Source organism: Polyangium sorediatum, from assembly GCF_029946465.1.
GTDB classification, from domain to species: Bacteria; Myxococcota_A; Polyangia; order Polyangiales; family Polyangiaceae; genus Polyangium; species Polyangium fumosum.
Window position 1 is genome coordinate 25,515 of sequence record NZ_JARZHI010000001.1, and the last position, 19,749, is coordinate 45,263.

The following is a 19,749-nucleotide window of genomic DNA, read 5'->3' on the forward strand; positions in this document are numbered from 1 at the left end:
TTCCGTTTCACGGACCCCAGGGATTGAAGGGCCTGTCCGTGACCGGGACCAGGCGGGAGGTGAAGAACACCCGCATCGTCCCGACCTCCGCGCGCGGACCCGTGAGCACGAAGGGCACCTTCCGCGTCTCGCCCGCGAGCTTGAGCAAGAGCTCGCCCCGCACCGGGATGTTCTGGTCGGCGCCCGATGCGCGGGCGATCTCGACCACGTAGCTGCCCGAAGGCGTGTTCACGAGCCCGAGCGCCTCGGTCCGCGTGCTCGTCACGTCCCGCGCGCTGACGAGCGCCTTGCCGGCCGAGCCGAGCCACGAGGTGCGGCGGCCCTGCCCGTCGATGAGCCCGATGTCGAGGTCCACGCCGCCCGTCCACTCGGCCGTGACCTGGATGTCACCGCGCAGCGAGGACGCGGCCGGGGTCTCGGGCTGCGCGAGCAGCTTGTCGATCGAGTTGCGTACCGACTCGCTCGCGTCGAGCTTGAGCAGGCTTGCGAGCTCCGTCATGCCGAGCGTGTTCGCGCAGCGCACCGCGTCCGCGACGAGCTTCGCCTCGCCGGGCGCCATGTCCGCGAGCGCGATGCGGTGCTCGCAGGCGAGGGCGCGGTTGCCCGAGGCCTCGTGCATCTCGGCGAGCCGCGTCTGCGTGGCGCGATCACCCGGACGAACGTCCGCGAGGCCGCCGAGGATCCGGATCGCACGCTCCCTGTCGCCCTGCCGCGCCGCGAGATCCGCGCGCGCCGTGAGCGCATCCGGATCGAGCGCGTCGCGCCCGCTCCACTTCGCCGTGAGCTCCTGCGCCTCGCCGAGGCGCCCCGCCGTCGCGTAGAGCGCGAAGAGCTCCACGGTCTTGTCGCGGCTGTCGGGCGTGCTCGCGAAGGCGTTCTCGGCGGCGAGCAGCTTCGTGGCGTTCTGCGAGGCAAGCGTGTTCAGCGCCTCGAACGATCCTTTGCGTTCAAAGATCTTCCGCATCGGGACCAGGCGCTGCGAGGGCCGTCGCGTGCCGCTCCATCCGCTGCTGGCGCCGATGTCCTCGTCAGCGCTGCGGCCTCTCCATCCGCCTCCCGCGGTCTTGGACGCGGGCTTCGGCGCCGACGCCACCGTTCCGGTCGGCGCGGGCGGAGGCGAGGGCATGCTCGGCGCCGCAGCGCCCGGGGCGAGGTTGTCGTCGCCAAACGCGTCGAACGGGGCCTCCGCCGCGGGGGCCGACTCGGCTCGTTTGCCCTTCGCAGGGCCACGCGTGTCGAGGTCTGCCGAGGCCTCCGCCTCCGCCTCCTGCTTCGCCTCTTCGGCGGCCTTCTCCTCGCCCTCGGCGTCCGCGTTCGAGCTCTTCGCGAGCTCCTCGCCCGTGAACGTCGGCGCGACGCGCGTTCGTTCGAGGCCGAACGCGTTCATCATCGCCTCGCTCTCCAGCACGAGCAGCGAGGTGAAGCGGCTCGCGACCGCGAAGCGCTTCGACAGCTCGATCGCCGCGAGCTTGCTCGACGCGCCGCCCGTGTTCTCGAGCTCCGCGATCTTCGCGGCGGCGTAGAGCCGCGGCACGAACGCGTTGCCCGCGCTCGACGTCGCGAGGATCTTGATCGGGTACGTCTGCTCGAACCGCTCGCTCGCGACGCGGCCGCGCAGCCGGATCGCCCCTTCGATCGCGTCGCCGCTCGACATGCGCGCCACGACGAACGTCTCGCCGCCGGCGCGGATCGGATCGAGCCGCCCCGGCGTGACCTGCGTGAGCCCAGACGGAAGCTCGATCTCCGGATCCCGCAGCGTCACGCCGTACGCCGCGGAGAGCACCTCGAGCGCTGCGGACGAGACCTTTTGCCCGGGCACGTACGGCACGACGACGCCGCCGCCGCCGCGCGCGAGCGCCGCGAGCGAGGTCAGATCCGCGTCGGCGCCCATCGCCACGGACACGACGGATCCATCGTTGCCCGACAGCGAGCTGCGCACCGCGGCCTCGATGTGCGAAGGCCGCGTCGGGCCCACGGTCGGCGTACCGTCGCCGAGGTAGAGGATCCGAAGCTCCTTGCCGCCGAGTGATCCGGCCGCGCTCCGCGCCGCGCTCACGGCTGCCGCCATGTCGCTGCCGCCGTCCGGCTCGACGCTCCCGAGGAAGCGCTCCACCTCGCCCGCCGCCGCCGCGCCCGGCGCGCTCGGCGTGGGCAAACCGTTGCGGCCGTCCTGCGTCATCGGTCGGCATACGGTGTCGCACGCGAGCAGCACGAACGAGTCGCGCCGATCCATCTCGCGCACCATCGTCGAGGCGAGCCGCGTCGCCCGCGAGAAACGCTCGCCGATCATCGACCGGCTCGCGTCCACGACGATCGCGTGCACGCGCTCCTTCGCCTCCTGCCATCGCGGCAGCTTCGGCCGGAGCGCGATCGCCACGTACGGCGACGAATCAAACGCGATGGCGCGCGCCGCCGCGGCTGCGTCCTTCTCCTCGTTCGTCTTTGCCTTCGTCGCGGCCGGCCCGTCCTTCGGCTCCTCCGGCAGCGGCGCGCTCGTGGGCTCCATGCGGTACGCCCACGCCGTTGCCTCGCGCTCCCGATCGGGGAGCGCGTACTCGACCGTCAGATCCCCCGCCGGGACGAACCCCGTCGCGCTCAGCGTGCGCCGCTCGGCCGCGGCGTCGCCGCCCGAGGGCGAAAGCTCGTAGCCGCGCGTCTGCACGCCGAACTCCTTGTCGTGCCCGAGCACCTGCATGTCGAGGTCGAACGCGTCGATCTTCGTCGTCCCGCTCGGATCGTGCGCGAGCGGGTAGGTGAAGCGTCGGACGCCCGCGGCCTGGTCCACGGTCTGCGTGTACGTGAGCACCACGCGGCGGGATCCGCGCTTCGGGATCGGGAAAATTTTGAGTTCGAAGCGCCCGCCGCGCTGCCACTCGAGCAGCGCCGGATCCCGCCACGGCCCCGGCACCCAGATGATCTCTTCGCGCGGCTTCGGCGTCTTCGGCGCCGCGTTCTGGATGACGCCGCGCCAGATCGCCGCGCCCTTGTCGCGGTCGACGAACGCGCCCTCCATCATCTTGCCGTCCACCTCCAGCGCGAGTTTTTCGATCTGCGCGCCCGGCGGCAGCGGGAAGCGGAAGATGCCTTCGAGCTCCTCGTCCGTGTCGTTCGTGAACGTCTCGTCGACCTCGGTGCGCGCCACGACGTCCACGATGCGCACCTTCACCGAGTGCTTCGCGAGCCGCACCGCGTGGTCCTTCTCCTTGGTTTGTCCGGGCTTGCGTGCGCGAAGCTCGCCGAGCCCACGCAGCACCGGCGCGTCGAGCTCCTCCGGCGATCGATCGCTCCATTCGAGCGAGTCCGCGACGCTCGACGTGCTCGCCACGAGCGGCTCGCGACCCTTCTCGATCGTCGCCTCCTCGCCCGCGCGCACGGCGACCGGCTTGCCCGACGCCGCCGAACGCACGAGCACCACGCCCCGCGCCACCTCGACGCTCGCGCGGCCCTTGCTGGCCGTCATGACGAGCTTCGTGCCGACCACCTCGACCTCGCCGTCATCGACGCTGATCTTCGCCGAAGGCCCGTGCTTCAGGCTCGCCACGTCCGCGACGATGGTCCCTTCCACGAGCTTCGCCTGACGCACCTTGCCGCCCTCGAGCGAGATCGACGAACCTCGATCGATCGCGAGCTGCGAGCCGTCCGCGAGCGACACGTACGCCCGCGTGCGTGCGTCCGTGCGCAGCGTCGTGTCGTTCTTGAACGCCCATCCCGGCTTCACCGGCTTGCACGCGCCGCTCGCGTCGCACGCTTCGAGCCCGCCTTCCTTGTCGGCGGACGCGCGCGAGATCGAGTCGATCTTGCCCGACCACGCGGCCTCGAACTTCGGCTCCTCCGGCCCTTGCTTCTGTCCCTTCAAGTAGAACCCGACGGCGGCTGCCGCGGCCATCGCGCCGAGCAGCCCCGCGACGAACGTCGGGCGGCGAAAGAGCGAGACGACCTTGCCTCCCTCGCCCCCCTTCGTCGTCTGCGGCGGCGCCGTGCGCGCCGCTCCCGTCGTCGCGCTCTTCGCCTCGGGCGCGCGCGAACGGGGCGTCTCACGCTCCGTGATCGACTGCGTCGGCTCGACCGCCTTCACTTCGTCGTTCACCATCGGCGAAGGCTGCGTCGCATCGAGCCCACGCTCCGAACCTTTGGACACCAACGTGTTCGTCCGCGTCCGCGGGGGCTCGCTCTCCGTCGTCGCGCTCGCGACCTCGGTCTTCGCCGTCGCGATGTCCGTGATCTTCGGCTCGGAGACCCGATCCTCGGCGATCACGCTCTTCGCCGTGCGCGGCGCCGACACCGTGGCCTCGGCGCTCTTCGGCGCCACGCCGGCCGGCGGCTTCAAGTTCTCCACGTCGAGCCGCGCGAGCACCTTGTCCGCGAAGCCCGCGTCGACCCGGAAATCGCCGCCCGTGTGCCCCACGAACTCCGCTGCGCGCTCCGCGTCGTGCCGCAGGTCCCGGCACGTGTCGCAGTCGGCGATGTGATCGAAGAGCTCCTTCGGCGCCGAGCCGTCCAGCACCTCGGCGATTCGCTCCTCGACCTCGCGGCAGAGCCCACCCTCGTTCGTCTCGCTCGTGCTCATCGCTTCACTCCTCGCCGATCTCCGCTCGCATCTTCCCGAGCGCGCGGCTCACGCGTTTGCGCGCCGCCGCCTCGTCGATCCCGCACGCCTGGGCCACCTCTCGGAAGCTGAGCCCCGCGTCGTACCGAAGCACCAAGGCCTCCCGCTCACTCGGCTTGAGCTTCGAGAGCGCGTCGCGCGCGCGCGTCGCCCTCTCCTTCTCCAGCGCGAGCTCGCCCGCGTCCGCACGTCCCGACGACGTGTCGTGCACCAGCCGCAGCCGCGCCTTCTGCCGCGCTTGCGTCTCGGAGAACCGACCGCAGATGCGACGCGCGATCCCGAACAGGAACGCCCGCACGCTTCCTTCCGCTCGGTACGTCGGGAACGCGTCGTACGCGGCCAGCAAGGTCTCTTGCACGAGCTCCTCGCTGTCCGCTTGCGAGCCCGTGAAGGCCATGCAAAGCCGACCGATCGGCGTTGCGTAGACCCGGGCGCACCGCGCGAGCGCCTCGCGATGGTTGCCCGCCGCGAGGAGCTCCTCGATGTCGCGCGCCTCCTCGGCGTGCGATCGGCCTTCCTTCATTTCTGCACGTGCCAGACCCGGGGCCATGGTTGCCTCTTCGCCTGCCATGTTGCTCGGAGCTCCTCTTTTGTGACCGCGACCGAAGCGATTCCCGCGGACCCCCGGAAAGCGACGTCGCGCGGACCCGGAGCGCCCCGCCCCGCGCCGTGGTAGGATCGAACGAGATCGCCGGCCCCTCGCCGGCGGCCCGGCCGCCCACGGCGCGACCTTTGCAGCGCCCCCGTCCACGCTACATCATCGCGCGAGCGCCGATCTCGCCGACGAGCTTCGAGGAGCGCCTCCCATGACGAATTTCCCCGCCTCGCCCGCCAAGTCCTCCACGTTCGGTCACACCTCCGGCGTGAAGAATCGTCAACGCTGGTCGATCGCGGGGTGCCTCGCCGTCCTCGCGCTCATGGCCCCGACGGCGGTCTTCGCCCAGTCGGCGCCCGCGGTCGCCCCGGCCGATGTCGATGCCCCGCCGGTCGCTCGGCCTCAGCCGAACGCGCCGCCGCGCCGCGTCGCGCCGCCCCCGCAACTGCCCGCCGCGATCCCGCCCGCGCCCACGCCCGCCGCAGAACCCAACACGCCCGCAGATCCCAACGCCAAGAAGGAGCCCTCCGTCGAGGAGAAGGCGCTCCGCGGCGTCGTGGCGATCGAGCGCGCCGGCCAGCCCCTCTCGCTCGGCGTCGCACTCGCGGGCGATGGTCGGATCCTCGCGGCGCTCTCGCCGCTCGGCTCGGGCAACGATCTCGAAGCGCGCTTCGCCGACGGCGCCGTCGTCCGCGTCAAGCTCGGCCACCACGATCGCACGTGGGACCTCGCGCTGCTCGTCCCGCAGTCGGGGCGCTGGACCGAAGGGCTCGTCGCTTCCACGCGGGACCCGCTCCGCACCGACGCGACCATCCGCGGCTTCGCGATGGGGCCCAAGGGCAAACCCTCGGTCGCGCAGATGGTGATCCGCGGCCGGAAAAACCTCCTCGGCGCCGACGACGCCACGCTCGCGAACGCCTTCGAGCTCGGCTCGCGCATCTCGCCGCTCGACCTCGGCGCGCCGGTCATCGACGAGGACGGCCGCGTCGTCGCCCTCCTCGGCCGCGGCTGTTCCCCGAACGAAGGTCGCCCCTGCACCCCCGTCGCGTTCGGCATCCCGATGAACGCGATCCGCGGCTTCCTGCGCAGCGTCCCGCCGACCGCGGTCGCGCCTGCGGCTTGGCTCGGCATCCAGGGTTCGTCCGAGGTCGGCATGTTCGCCAAGGGCGTCCGTGTGCAGAGCATCCATCCGGACAGCCCCGCGGCCGAGGCCAAGCTCAAGGGCGGCGACGCGTCCGTGAGCGACATGATCGTCGCCGTCGACGGCGTGCCCGTGACGAGCCCCGAGCAGCTCGCGGAGGTCATCCGGACACACGCGGTCGGCGAGAAGGTGCCGCTTACGGTGTTTGGCCAGGGCAAGTATCGTCAGGTCACGGTCGTGCTCCGTCAGGCGCCCGATCCGCGCGCCGCACCGAAGGCGCCGCCGGCGCACCCGGCCGAGCTCCCGACGCTCGGCGATGCAGCGCCCCCCACGCAAGCCCGTCCCAGAGCGGACGGGCTCGACCGGAGGAGGTAAGGTCGATCCCATCTGATCCCCTTGGAAACGACGCCCGCGACGACCCCTCTCGCGGGATCTCGTTGACACCCCGCCGAACGATCCCGACCATGACGAGCGCGGCTCTCGGCTCCCCTCAAAGGAACGAGACAAGGCGAGCCGCTCCGTCCCCCACATTCGGTGAACCGTGGCTCAACAGCTCCGCATCGAGGTAGCCGGCGAGACGAACGTCGGCCGCAAGCGTAATCACAACGAAGACAACTTCGCGATCATGGCGGAGTACGGCCTCTTCATCGTGGCCGACGGCATGGGTGGTCATGCATCGGGCGAGGTCGCCTCGAAGATGGCCGTCGATGCGATGCAAGAGTTCTTCGCGCAGACGCAAGAGGATCCCGAGCGCACGTGGCCCTACAAGATGGACCGCACGAAGGGCTACGAGGAGAACCGCCTCATCACGGGCATCAAGCTCGCGAACCTGCGCATCTACGAGACCGCGCAACGCGAGTCGAAGAAGCGCGGCATGGGGACGACGTTCGTCGGCATCTTCACGGCCAACGACGGCGTGTACATCGCGCACGTCGGTGACAGCCGCGTCTACCGGCATCGCGACGGCAAGCTCGAGTGCCTCACCGAGGACCACTCGCTGCTCAACGACTACATCAAGATGAAGCGCCTCACGCCCGAGGAGATCGCGAACTTCCCGCACAAGAACGTCATCGTTCGCGCGCTCGGGATGAAGGAGACCGTCAAGGTCGACACGCGCTTCGAGGTGCCTGCCGTCAACGACACGTACCTGCTCTGCTCCGACGGCCTCTCCGGCCCCGTGAGTGACCCCGAGATCGCCGACATCCTCTCGCGCCACGGCGACATCAAGACCGCGACGGCGAAGCTCATCGAGCGCGCCAACGAGAACGGCGGACCGGACAACGTCACGTGCGTCCTCGTCCGCTGGACGCTCTGACCCACGTCCCACGCAAACGACGTCTCACGCGCCGCACCCACGGCGCGTGAGGGCGTTTGTGCGCGCGGCGCGCGCGAGGATCACTTGCCCGTTGAGAGCATGATCGCCGCGACGATGCCGAAGCCGATCAGCGCGAACAGCACGCCGCCGAGCAGGAAGGGCCAGACGCGGCGCGGCGCGGGCTGCGAAGCAAGGTCGGTCGCGACCGGCTGCAGCCCGGTCTGCTGCTGCCACGGAGCCTGCTGCACCGGCGCGCTCATCGACCGCTGCGCGTAGGACTGCGAGGCCTCTGGGTACGACGGGTTCGGCATCGGCGTCTGCACGGGCGAGCCGTAGCCCGGCGGCACACTCGGCGACGCGGACACGGGCGGCTGCACCGCGCCGTACGTCCCCGAGTTCGCCGCGCCCATGTAACTGTTGGAGCTCGAACCATACTGCGACGGGCTCGGCCGCGCCGCGCTCGAACCCGCCGGCTGCGGCAGCGGCGGCCACTGCGGGCCCCCTCCGTTCGGGTTCGGCATGAGCCGCGCGATGGGCATCGCGAGCGTCGCGGCCGCGTCGTCGGTCGTGTTCTCTGCCTCGATGGGCGGAGGCTCGGGGCGACGGATGTGCGGCTCGTGGCGCGTCACGTCGTACGGCATCGTCCCGCGGGGCCCGCCGCTCAGCGACGACGGCGTGTGGGAGGGCGCGGGCATCGTGTGCGCGGTCCCGAGCGCGGCGGGCTGCATGTACGAACCCGACGAACGCGGGCTCAGCTCGCGCCACGCGGCGAGCGCCTCCGTCGCGGTCTGGAACCTCTGGTCCGGGTCTCGCGCGAGCCCGCGCGCGACGAACGCCTCGAGCCGCGGATCGATGGGGCCGTCCATCGCGTCGCCGATTCGCCGCGGCGGCGCCTTGGCCTTCATCTCCACCATCACGAGCACGTTCTTCGCGAGGTAGGGGAGCTGCCCCGTCAGCGACTGGTAGATCATCGTCGTGCACGCGTAGATGTCCGCGCGCTCGTCGACCATCTTCGCCTTGCCGATCTGCTCGGGCGGCATGAACGAGAACGTCCCGAGGCTCTGCCCCATCTCCGTCAGCGTCTCGCCCTCCATCTCCTTCGGCAGCTTCGAGATGCCGAAGTCGAGGATCTTCACCCGCGTCGAACCATCGGGGCGGCGCTCCAGGTAGACGTTCGAGGGCTTGAGGTCGCGGTGGATGATCTTCACGCGGTGCGCGTCCGCGAGGCCCATCCAGACCTGCTCGATGATGGTGTAGAGCTCGTCGAAGTGAATCGGCCCGGTGCGCTTCAGCCGGTCGATGAGGCTCTCGCCTTCGAGCAGCTCGAAGACGAGCACGATGCCGAAGTTCGCGTCCTCCTCGACGTCGAGGACCTGCGTGACGTAGTCGCTGTTGATCGAGCCCGCCGCGCGCGCCTCGCGCCGGAAGCGCTCGACGGCCGAGTGCTTCGCCTTCGCGTCGGCGTGCAGCACCTTGATCGCCACCTGGCGCCCGGTGCGCGTGTTCTCCGCGGCGAACACCTCGCCCATGCCGCCGCGCCCGAGCGGGCGGATCACGCGGTAGCGACTCGCGATGAGGGTGCCGGTTTCGATCTCCAAACGCGCGCCTCGTCCCTTCGGACTAGAACGTTCCGACGGCCATCATGCCGCCGCCTTGCGGTGTCGCCCATGGAGCGAAGGCGAACGACTCCTTCGGCGGCTCGGCCGGCTTCTTCTCGGGCCGCAGGACGAAGAGGACCGTCGCCGCCACGGCGCCCGCCGCGGCCAGGCCGAAGCACACGTCCGCGACCGCGTTGAGCGTCACGACCTTCGAGCGCATGTCTTCGAGGACCTGCAGCTCCTCTTTGCTGTTCGCTTTCCCGTTCGACGCGTCGAAGTCGGCCCTCGCGCCCGTCGCGAGCGCGCCGCCGACGATCGCGCCGGCCACGCCCGCGGCGATCGCCGCGCCGCCGACGACGAACACCGTGATGGGCACCGGACGCGAGGGCTGCTCGGCGGGTTTGTCCTCGTTCCCGAGGAAGTCCTTCTCGGTAAAACCCTCGGCCGTCACGGGCTTGCCCTTGTCGAACTCGAACTCGCGATCGTATTTGCCGCCGTTCGTGATCTCGACCTTCCAGACCTGATCCGGCGCGCCTTCGACGCTCGCCTTGAACTCGTGCGTGCCGGGGTGGATGCCGATGCGCGTGCCCGTGAGCCCGATCGTGTAGCGGTTCGTGATCGGAAAGCCGCGCGCCGGCGTGCGCACGTCCGTGATGGTCACGCCCGGCCTGTCCGACTTCAGCGTCACCCACGCGACGACCGAGCGCAGCGCCTTGAGGTCGGTCTCCATCTGCTGTTTGTCCGCGGGGTCGAGCTGATCGCCCTTCGCTTCGAGGAATTTTTCGAGCAGGGAGATCGCCTCGCCGTCGCGCTCGAGCTCCATCGCGCAGAGGCCCATGCCCTTGACCGCGTTCATCGAGCCCGACAGGTCGAAGGCCTTCTTGAACTCGCGATACGCCTCCTCGCACTTGTGCCCGGAGGGATCGTTGTAGAAGGCGGCGCCCGCCTCCATGTGCTTCTTCGCTTCGACGAGGTTCGGATCCTCGGGCGCCGCAGGCTCGGCCGAAGGCTTTTTGCCGCCTTTGCCCTGCGCGAGGGCCGGGCATGCAGTGGCAAGCATGGCGAGAGCCGTGATCGCGGAGAACGTACGCGTCAGCGCGGACCGCATGCCCCAAAGGGTACCGCGGGTCGCGCAGGATCGGAAAGAGAACCGCAGGGATTCGGGGCGTGGCTCCGCTCGCGGAGCGCAGGCCCGCGCGTCGAACGACGCGGCGGGCAGGGGGGCGTCTTACTCCTCGTTGGAGCGGAGCTTGGCGAGAACGCTGAGGTCTTCGAGGGTCGAGGTGTCGCCGGTGGTCTCGCGCCCGCTGGCCACGTCCTTCAGGAGGCGCCGCATGATCTTGCCGCTCCTCGTCTTCGGCAGCGCGTCGGCGAAGCGGACCTGATCCGGCCGGGCGAACTTGCCGATCTCGTGGCCGACATGATTCGCGAGCTTGGTCGCGAGCTCCGGACTCGCGGAAAAGCCGGGGCGAAGCGAGACGAAGACCACGAGCGCCTGGCCCTTGAGGTCGTCCGGCCGGCCGACCGCGGCCGCCTCGGCCACGGCCGGATGCGAGACGAGCGTGCTCTCGATCTCCGCCGTGCCGATGCGATGTCCGGCGACGTTCAGGACATCGTCGATGCGGCCGACGACCCAGTAGTAGCCGTCCTCGTCACGTCGCGCGCCGTCGCCCGTGAAGTAGCAGCCCTCGATGTCGCTGAAGTACTGCTTGCGGAAGCGCTCGTCGTCGCCCCACACGGTGCGCAGCATCGAGGGCCACGGGCGCTTGAGGACGAGCATGCCGCCCGCGTTCGCGCCGACGCTCGTGCCTTCCTTGGTCACGACGTCCGGCACCACGCCGAACATCGGGAGACCCGTCGATCCGGGCTTCGCCGAGGCCGCGCCGGGCAGGGTCGTCATGAGGATCGAGCCCGTCTCGGTTTGCCACCACGTGTCGACGATGGGGCAACGCTCGCCGCCGATGTTCTTGTGGTACCAGATCCACGCCTCGGGGTTGATCGGCTCGCCGACGGAGCCGAGCAGGCGCAGGCTCGATAGATCGCTCTTCTTCGGCCAGTCGTCGCCCTGGCGCATGAAGGCGCGGATCGCGGTCGGCGCGGTGTAGAGGATGGTCACGCCGTGCCGCTCGATGAGGCGCCAGAAGCGGCCCCAGTCGGGGAAGTTCGGCGCGCCTTCGTAGAGCAGACACGTCGCGCCGTTCGAGAGTGGCCCGTAGACGATGTAGCTGTGCCCGGTCACCCAGCCGACGTCGGCCGTGCACCAGTAGACGTCGTCGTCGCGCAGGTCGAAGACGTACTTCGTGGTGACGTGCGTGCCGACGAGATACCCCGCGGTCGTGTGCAGCACGCCCTTCGGTTTGCCCGTCGATCCCGAGGTGTAGAGGATGAAGAGCGGGTGCTCGGCGTCGACGATCGTCGCCTCGCGGCGCGCGTGTCCGTTCGGATCGACGATGTCGTGCCACCACACGTCGCGCCCCTCGACCATCGTCACGGGACACTTCTCGGCGCCGAGGTGACGCAGGACGACGGTCTTCTGCACGCTCGCCGATTGCGGCTGCGCGAGCGCCTTGTCGACGGTCGACTTCAGCTCGAGCACGTTGCCGCGCCGGTAGCCGCCGTCCTGCGTGATGACGACCTTCGCCTGGCAGTCGTGCACGCGGTCGCGGATCGCGTCCGCCGCGAAGCCGCCGAAGATCACGGTGTGCACCGCGCCGAGCCGCGCACACGCGAGCATCGCCACCGCGACCTCGGGCACCATGCCCATGTAGATCGCCACGCGGTCGCCCTTCTCCACGCCGAGCTTCGCGAGCGCGTCGGCGAAGAGCACGGTCTCGCGGTAGAGCTGCGCGTACGTGAGCGTGCGCGTCTCGCCGTACTCGCCTTCCCAGATGATCGCTGCCTTGTTCCGCGTCGGCGTCGACATGTGCCGATCGAGACAGCTCTCCGAGACGTTGAGCGTCGCGCCCTGGAACCACTTCGCGTGCGGGAGGTTCCATTCGACCGTCTGCGTCCACGGCGTGCGGAAGACGAGATCCTTTGCCTCGCGACGCCAGAACGTGTCCGGATCGTCGAGGCTCTCGCGGTAGAGCGCGTCGTAGGCCTCACGCGAGGTGATGCGCGCGCGCGCGGCAAACTCGGCCGGCGGATCGAACCGGCGCGTCTCCTTGAGCAAGCTGGTGATGGCTTCGTTCGACATGGGCCCTCCCAAGGCGGACGCGGAGGATACCGCCGCGCACGCACGAACCAAGACAAGGATCGCGTCCTAGCTTTGCCCGGGTTCGATCGCTCGCGACGCAGCCGCGACGCACGGCGTCACCAACCGCCGAGGCCCACGCGCGCGCCGAGGCCCAGGGTCACGCGCGGGTCGGCGAGCTCGACCTCGGCCGTGTCGGTCCCGCCGAGCAGGAGCGTCTGCTGTGCGGCGAGGCCGACCAGGACGCCGCTCCAGTCGAGCTCGAAGCCCGTGTCGAGGTTGATGAAGGCGACGCCGCCGGGGCTCTCGCCGCTACCGAGCCAGTTGTACGCGAGGCCGCCGCCGATCGTGGCGACGAACCGCGCCTTGCGCCCGGGGCTCATGAGCCGCACGCCGCCGCCGAAGCGCGCCGAGTTCAGGCGGACCGTGCTGTCGCCGCTCTTCGTGGCGATGGGGTTGTTCGCGTAGTCGAAGATGAACTCGAGGCCGATCGGCGTGGAGATCCGGTAGCCGAGCCGCGCGCCGACCATGCCGCCCGCGCCCTCCTCGCCGAGCATCAGGAAGACGCCGCCCGTCGCGTTCGCGTACGCCCCGCGGAGGGGCGGCTCCGGCGGCTTCGCGATCTTGGGCGGCGGCGGAGGCGGGGTCGGGAGCGAGCGCGGCACGGCGATGGGCACGCCGCCGACGTCGGGACGAACCTCCTGCGCTTTGCCGGCCACGACGAGCACCTGGAACGCGTACTCGGGGCCGCCCTGCCGATACATCTGCACGAGGTGCGTCCCCGGCTCGACGAGGCCGGCCCACTGCCCGAGCGCGAGCGGCACTTGATCGATCGCGATGGCCATCTCGGGGTCGTCCGTCTTCACGACGACCCACCCCTTGTTCGGCACGAGCGCGAGCTTGACGACCTTGTCCTGGTCCTTGCTCGTGATCGTGATCGTCTCCTCGGCGTCCTCGTACCCCTCGGCGCGCGCGCCGATGCGGTGCCGACCCGGGCCGAGCGGCAGGGGTTTGTCCGCTGTGCCGGGGGGCTGCGGCTCGTCGTCGACGAGGAGCACGGCGTGGGACGGCGAGAGCTCGACCTTCACGTACCCGATGAGCGCGCGCATCTCGGCGATCGCGCTCTCGGCGGCGGCTTTGTCCTCGGGCTCCATCGTGTCCGCGTGCTTGCGGAGCGCGAGCTCGAGGGCGGCGATGGCCTTCGGGTATGCGAAGAGGCTCTTGTGCGCGAGCGCGATGTTGACGAGCGGGCTCGCGCGCGGGCGTTCGGCGTAAGCGGCCTCGAACTCCACGACGGCGGCGGCGAAGTTGCCGTCGCCGTAGAGCTTCACGCCGTTCGCCATGTGCTGCTTGTACGCGTCGGAGAGCGGCGCGTTTTCGGCCTTGGGCTCGCCGGCCGCGACGGCATCGGGCGCGATCGTGGCGAGCGCGATCGTGATGGCGAGGGCCGCGTGGGACCTGGATCGACCGAGGAGCGAGCTCATTCCACCTTCAGCTTGAGCTGCGGGGCGACGCCCTGGACCTTCGTCGTCGCCGTCTTCGCGCTCGTCAGCGGAGGCGTGGTCGCCGGCTGCTTGGCGTTCGCGGTCTTCGTGGTCTTTTTCGTCGAGGTCGGCGTCGTTCGAGGCGTCTGCGCGGACGCGCCCGCGGGTGTGTTCGTCGCGAGGGGCTCTGGCGTCGGCGCACCTGCGGGGTTCGTCTCGCTCGTCTGCGCGGGCTCGGGAGGCGTCTCCTGCGTGGGCGCGGGCGCCGTTTCGACGCGCGTCTCGATCGTCGCGTTCGTGGGAACGGTCGACGCGGGCGCGGGCGGCACCGGCGTGCTGCGGCTGTAGACGATCCCCGCGCCGATCAAAAGCGCCGCGGCGCCTGCGCCCAAGCCGATCCAGAGCGCGCGGGATCGCTCCTTCCCGCCGCTCGCGCCGCTGCTCGTCGACCAGCCCACGCGGGACGGTCCGCTCGTGCCGACCTCCTCCGCGGGCCGCGTCGAGGCCTCGTTCGTCTGCGCGACGCGCGGCGTGTTCCGCGCGAGGTCCGGCGACGAACGTGAGCTCGTGTCGCCGCCGACGCGAAGCGCGCGCGCCGGGAGCACGCCGCCGGACGCCGCGCCGATCGCTTCGAGCATCTCGCGGGCGTTCGCGAAGCGTTTGTCGCGGTTGCGCTTGAGCGCCTTCACGAGGAAACGCGCCACGCTCTCGGGCACCTCGGGGTTCCACGTGCGCACGTCGGGCGCGGCCTTCGTGCAGATGTTCACGATGACCTGCTCGTACGACTGCCCCTCGTGCGGCGGCCTCCCCGTGAGGCACTCGTAGAGGATCGCGCCCGTGGACCAGAGGTCCGTGCGCTCGTCGACGTCGGGCAACGCCTGCGATTGCTCGGGCGACATGTAGAACGGCGTGCCGAGCACGGTGCCTTGCCGCGTGATCGTTTTTTCGGGCACGCCGCCCGTGCGTCGCACCTTGGAGATGCCGAAGTCGAGGATCTTGACGAAGTCGGTCTCGTCGTCACGCTCGGCCAAGAAGACGTTGTCGGGCTTGAGATCGCGATGGACGATGCCCGCCTCGTGGGCGCGGCAGAGGCCGCGGAGGAGCTGCGCGATCACGCCGAGCGCGGCTTCGAGGTCGAGCCGTCCGAGGCGCTTGATCCGGTGGCCGAGGTCCTCGCCGCGGAGCAGCTCCATCACGATGAAGGGTTGACCGTCGTCGGTGACGCCCGAGTCGAAGATCGTGACGATGTGCGCGCTCTCGACTGCGCTCGCGGCCGCGGCCTCGCGCTGGAAACGCGCCACGGCGTCGGCGTTGCGGGCGAGCTCGGGGTCGACGAACTTCATCGCGACGCGCTTGCCGATGCTCGTGTTCAGCGCTTCGTACACCGCGCCCATGCCGCCCCGCGCGACGAGGCGGACGATCTTGTACTTGCCCACGTCACGACCGACGAGCGAGCCGTCGCTCGTCGGGGCGTCGGGCAGCGGAGCGTCGGCAGCGGGCATGCGGGTCATCGAGGCCGGGTCGACCTCGTCCCCCCATGGACGAGTGAACGAGAGAAAACCTTCGGCCGATCGGGCCGAGCTTATCACCGCTCCCCCGGGGCGTGCACGATCTCGACGAACGCGGGGGTATGGGGGCAGAGCTCGGCTCGTCCGAGCTCTGCCCCCATCGTCGACCGGCGCTTCTTCAACGAGGCAGCGGCGACAGGTCCGGCGGGGGGGTCTCGCCGAGCAACGCGTCGAGCTTTCCGTTTTGATCGAGCGCGGCCACGTCCGTAAATCCGCCCACGGGGCGGCTGTTGATGAACACCTGCGGCACCGTGCGCTGGCCCGTGGCCTCCGAGAGCCAGCGGCGCAGGTCGGGTCGTGTGTCGACGTCGATTTCCTCGAAGCGTACGTTCTTCCGGGAAAGCAAGGCTTTCGCGCGCTGGCAGTAGGGGCACCAAGGGGTCGTGTAGACGGCGACGTCGGCTGGCATGATGCTGGACATTTCGGTCCTCGGAGCGAAAGGCGCAAGGGCGGGGATGTGCGCGGGCTCGGCGGAGCGCCAAGCGAGGGTCGGACGAGGTCAGGTGGCGAAAGGCGAAGCGCCAAGCACGGGGGAGCAGAGCCAAGCGGGTGCTCGGCGAATCGCCACGGACCGTCCCTTCGCGCGAGGGTCGTGCTTGGCGAAGCGCCAAGGAGAGGTCGGGAGGGCCGGTCGCCGGGAGGGCGAAGCGCCAAGGAGAGGTCGGAACAGGTCGAACGGTGCTTGGCGCAGCGCCAAGGAGGCGTCAGAGAACTCCGGGGTGCGCTTGGCGCAGCGCCAAAGATGCGTCCGAGGACGCCCAGGTGCGCTTGGCGCAGCGCCAAGGAGGAGCGAGGGCTCCCGAGGGTTGCTTGGCGATGCGCCGAGCGCATCCGAGGGGCTCGGGGATGTCAGGACCGAGCGACGGCGACGTAACCGAGAAGCACGACGCGCCGTCCCTTGCGCGCGCGGTTCACCTGGTGAGAAAAAGGACCCATGGCCGACACCGAGGGCACAATCCACCTCGAACGCTTCACGAACGACGCGAGGCAGATCGTCGCGGGCGCGCAGGCGCTCGCCGATGACCGGAAGCACGCCGAGGTCTCGCCGCTGCACCTGCTCGTGCGTTTGCTCGAACGGGATCGCGGCGTCCTCGAGGTCTTCCGGCGCGCCGGCGCCGACCCGAACGAGACGATGAACCTCGCGGAGGCGGCCCTCCGGCGTCAGCCGAAATCGACGGGCGGCGTCTCGTACGTGGACGCCCGGCTGCTCGATCTGCTCGGGCGGGCCGAGCGCGAGGCGACGCGGGACAAGTCGCCGAACGTCGGCATCGAGCACCTCCTGCACGCGCTGGCGCAGGAGATCCGCGGGCCGGCGGGGGAGATCCTCTCGTCGTTCGGCATCAGCCCGGGCGCGTTCCGGCCGCACCTCGGCGCGCTCGCGGAGGGCGAAGCGAAGTCGCCGGCCCCGCGGGATTCGAGCGCGGCGGTCGTCACGAGCGCAGCGGGGAGCACCGACGCGAATGGCTACACGCGGGACCTCGTGGCCGACGCGCGCAAAGGCCTCTTCGATCCGGTGATCGGCCGTGACGGGGAGGCGCGGCGGCTGCTGCAGATCCTCGAGCGCCGCTTCAAGAACCATCCGCTCGTCGTGGGGGAGCCCGGCGTCGGCAAGTCGGCGTTGATCCGCGGGCTCGCCGATCGCATCGCGCGCGGCGACGTGCCGAGCAATCTCGCGGGCGCGCGCCTCTACGAGCTCGACACGGGCGCGCTCGTCGCGGGCGCGAAGCTGCGCGGCGAGATCGAGCAGCGCCTCAAGGCCCTCATCGACAAGCTCCGCAGCGTGCAGGACGCCGAGACCATCCTCGTCGTCGAGGACATCGACGCGCTCTTCGGCCAGGGCGTGCAGGGCTCAGGTGTCGGCGATCTCCTGAAGCCGCTGCTCGCGCGGAGCGAGATCCGGATCCTCGCGACCACCACGACCGAGGGCATCCGCAAGCTGAACGAGCGGGATGCTTCGATCCTGCGGCGCTTCGCGGTGGTGAACATGGAGCCGCCCTCGATCGAGCAGGCGACCGAGATCCTGCGCGGCGTCGCCACGAAGTACGAGGCGCACCACCGCGTGCGCATCGGCGAGAGCGCGATCCTCTCGGCCGTGAGCCTCGCCAAGCGTTACCTCTCCGATCGCGCGCTGCCGGACACGGCGGTGGATCTCCTCGACGAGACCAGCGCGCGCAAACGCGTCGAGGTCGACGGCGTGCCCGCGGAGGTCGACGCGCTGAGCCGCCGCGTCGACGCGCTCAAGGCGCAGATCGCGGCGCTCGCGGACGACGAAGATCGGCTGAGCGTGCAGACGCGGCAGCGGCTGGAGAAGGAGCTCGGCGAGGTCGAGCCGCGCGCGAAGGAGATGCGCACGAACATCGCGGCGCGGCGCGGCGTCGTCGCGGCCGTGCAGTCGATCCGCAAGGAGCTCGTGGCGGCGAACGAGGCCCTCGCGACGGCGCAACGCGAGAAGAACTACGCGCGGATCGGCGAGATCGAGCACGTGACCTTGCCCGAGATCCGTCGACGTCTGGAGACGGCCGAGGGGGCCGCGAAGCGCGAGGGCGCCGAGAGCGGCGCGAACATGGTCACGGAGAACGACGTGGCCGGCACGCTCGCCGAGTGGACGGGCATCCCGGTCGCGAAGATGCTCGAGGGCGAGTCGGAGAAGCTGCTCAAGATGGAAGAGCGGCTCGCGCGCCGCGTGGTCGGTCAGGACGAGGCCGTGCGCGCGATCGCCCGCGCCGTGCGCCGCGGCCGCGTGGGCCTGCGCGATCCGGGTAAGCCCATCGGCTCGTTCCTCTTCCTCGGGCCGAGCGGCGTCGGCAAGACCGAGCTCGCCAAGGCCCTCGCCGAGTTCTTGTTCGACGACGAGCAGGCGCTCACGCGGCTCGACATGAGCGAGTTCATGGAGCGGCACATGGCGCAGCGGCTCATCGGCGCGCCGCCCGGGTATGCCGACAGCGAGCAAGGTGGCTTCTTGACCGAGGCGGCGCGGCGCAGGCCCTACAGCGTCCTGCTCTTCGACGAGGTCGAGAAGGCGCACGCGGACGTGTTCAACCTGCTCCTCCAGATCCTCGACGACGGCCGCCTGACCGACGGTCGTGGCAGGACGGCGGATTTTTCGAACACGGTCGTGATCATGACCTCGAACATCGGTTCGAAGCGGATCCTGGAGACCGACGCGAAGCTCTTCGGCACCGAGGACGGGCGTGACGCGATTCGCGACGTGCTCTTCGAGGAGCTGAAGAACTTCTTCCGGCCGGAGTTCTTGAATCGAATCGACGACATCGTCGTGTTCAAGGCCCTGACGAAGCAGGATCTGCGCGGCGTCGTCGACATCCAGCTCCGGCGGCTCGAGCGGCTTCTGGCGGATCGAGAGATCAAGGTGCAGCTCGACGACGCGGCGAAGGACCTGCTCGTCGACATCGGCTACGAGCCCTCGCTCGGCGCGCGCCCGCTCAAGCGCGCCATCCTGAAAGAGCTGCAAAACCCGCTCGCCGAGGCGATCCTCGCGGGTGGCTACGGCCCCGGACAGGTCGTGCACGTCCGCGGCTCCGACGGTTCGTTCTCCTTCACCAAGGCCTGAGCGCGACGCGTCGACTGACGCGTTGCGTTGCGGGGACCCGTCTCGCTCGTTCGAGAGACGGCGGATCGGGACTCCGCGCAAACATTGACGCCGCCGTGACGAGCGGAGATCCTGCGAGTGTAGGAGGCTCCGGCATGCCTGGCAGGAACGTATCGCGGCGGTTGTTCGTGGGAGTGATGGGGGGCGGGGTGCTTGCCGCACCGGTGATCGCCTCCGCGCGCCCGGAGACCACGTCCGCTGCAAAGAATGCGGCGCACAGCGAGAAGCCGCTCGACGCGCCGACGCGCGAGAACGTCGCCAAGCTGCTGCATCCGCTCGCCGCGGGATCTCGCCTCGCGCGATGGACGATCGTCCAGATCGATCCGGTCGTGAACGGGTGTGTGAGCATCAAGGTTCGGACGGACGATGGGCACACGTTTGACCTCGAACTGCTCGCGCGCGACCGCACTGCGCTCGCGCAGCGGCCGCCCGCGGAGACGGAGCGGCACGCGATCTTCGTGGTGAACGGCGGCAACGGCTGGGCGACCACGCAGGAAGAGCTGGGGCTCGCGGCCATGACGCTCGCGCAGATCGTCGCGAAGAACGAGCGTGAGGTGCGCTTGTCCGGGCTGCTCACGCACGCCGAGCGCATCGAGAACCACGGCGACGCGCTCCTGGTTCCGGCGGAGGGACCGGGCTGAA

Annotated in this window: 12 protein-coding genes; 4 read left to right on the forward strand and 8 right to left on the reverse strand. The window is 70.3% G+C overall.

Translation table 11 applies throughout. From position 1 onward, the window contains the following. Positions 1-7 precede the first annotated feature (7 nt). Together QHF89_RS00120 and QHF89_RS00125 are read right to left on the reverse strand one after the other, a co-directional pair. Positions 8-4,567 carry a VIT domain-containing protein gene (locus QHF89_RS00120; RefSeq protein ID WP_136965082.1) on the reverse strand — a complete coding sequence of 1,520 codons (4,560 nt, stop codon included), beginning with the start codon at positions 4,565-4,567 and terminating at the stop codon, positions 8-10. 4 nt (positions 4,568-4,571) lie between these two features. After that, positions 4,572-5,129 (reverse strand): RNA polymerase sigma factor, encoded by a 558-nt coding sequence (locus QHF89_RS00125; RefSeq protein WP_232379900.1) that lies wholly within the window; start codon positions 5,127-5,129, stop codon positions 4,572-4,574. Positions 5,130-5,412: 283 nt separating this feature from the next. On the opposite strand from QHF89_RS00125, the gene QHF89_RS00130 reads away from it, so the two are divergent. Together QHF89_RS00130 and QHF89_RS00135 are read left to right on the forward strand one after the other, a co-directional pair. Continuing rightward, complete coding sequence (locus QHF89_RS00130; protein WP_136965083.1) at positions 5,413-6,717, forward strand: S1C family serine protease; 1,305 nt, start codon at positions 5,413-5,415, stop codon at positions 6,715-6,717. A 166-nt stretch (positions 6,718-6,883) separates the two neighbouring features. Further along, on the forward strand, positions 6,884-7,657 hold the full coding sequence (locus tag QHF89_RS00135) for a Stp1/IreP family PP2C-type Ser/Thr phosphatase (RefSeq protein ID WP_136933489.1): 774 nt from the start codon (positions 6,884-6,886) through the stop codon (positions 7,655-7,657). Positions 7,658-7,737: 80 nt separating this feature from the next. Here the strand turns inward: QHF89_RS00135 and QHF89_RS00140 are convergent, their stop codons facing one another. From QHF89_RS00140 to grxC, 6 genes are all read right to left on the reverse strand, one after another. Beyond that, positions 7,738-9,255 carry a serine/threonine-protein kinase gene (locus tag QHF89_RS00140; RefSeq protein WP_136965084.1) on the reverse strand — a complete coding sequence of 506 codons (1,518 nt, stop codon included), beginning with the start codon at positions 9,253-9,255 and terminating at the stop codon, positions 7,738-7,740. Between the two features lie 22 nt (positions 9,256-9,277). Next, positions 9,278-10,315, reverse strand: a complete 1,038-nt coding sequence (locus QHF89_RS00145; protein ID WP_136965085.1) for a hypothetical protein — start codon at positions 10,313-10,315, stop codon at positions 9,278-9,280. Positions 10,316-10,483: 168 nt separating this feature from the next. Next, the gene (gene acs, locus QHF89_RS00150) at positions 10,484-12,451 is read right to left on the reverse strand and encodes an acetate--CoA ligase (protein WP_136965086.1); all 1,968 of its coding nucleotides are present in this window, start codon (positions 12,449-12,451) and stop codon (positions 10,484-10,486) included. 116 nt (positions 12,452-12,567) lie between these two features. Continuing rightward, entirely contained in the window at positions 12,568-13,932 is a 1,365-nt protein-coding gene (locus QHF89_RS00155; RefSeq protein WP_136933493.1) for a hypothetical protein, read from the reverse strand. Further along, a complete protein-coding gene (locus tag QHF89_RS00160; protein ID WP_136965087.1) occupies positions 13,929-15,434 on the reverse strand; it encodes a protein kinase domain-containing protein in 1,506 nt (501 codons plus the stop codon). Before QHF89_RS00160 ends, QHF89_RS00155 begins: the two co-directional genes overlap by 4 nt. 184 nt (positions 15,435-15,618) lie before the next feature. Beyond that, the gene (gene grxC, locus QHF89_RS00165; RefSeq protein ID WP_232379901.1) at positions 15,619-15,921 is read right to left on the reverse strand and encodes a glutaredoxin 3; all 303 of its coding nucleotides are present in this window, start codon (positions 15,919-15,921) and stop codon (positions 15,619-15,621) included. A 513-nt stretch (positions 15,922-16,434) separates the two neighbouring features. Here grxC and QHF89_RS00170 point away from each other — a divergent pair. Next, positions 16,435-19,068 (forward strand): ATP-dependent Clp protease ATP-binding subunit, encoded by a 2,634-nt coding sequence (locus QHF89_RS00170; protein ID WP_136965088.1) that lies wholly within the window; start codon positions 16,435-16,437, stop codon positions 19,066-19,068. Positions 19,069-19,256: 188 nt separating this feature from the next. Beyond that, positions 19,257-19,748 carry a hypothetical protein gene (locus QHF89_RS00175; protein WP_284719861.1) on the forward strand — a complete coding sequence of 164 codons (492 nt, stop codon included), beginning with the start codon at positions 19,257-19,259 and terminating at the stop codon, positions 19,746-19,748. Position 19,749: the final 1 nt, after the last annotated feature.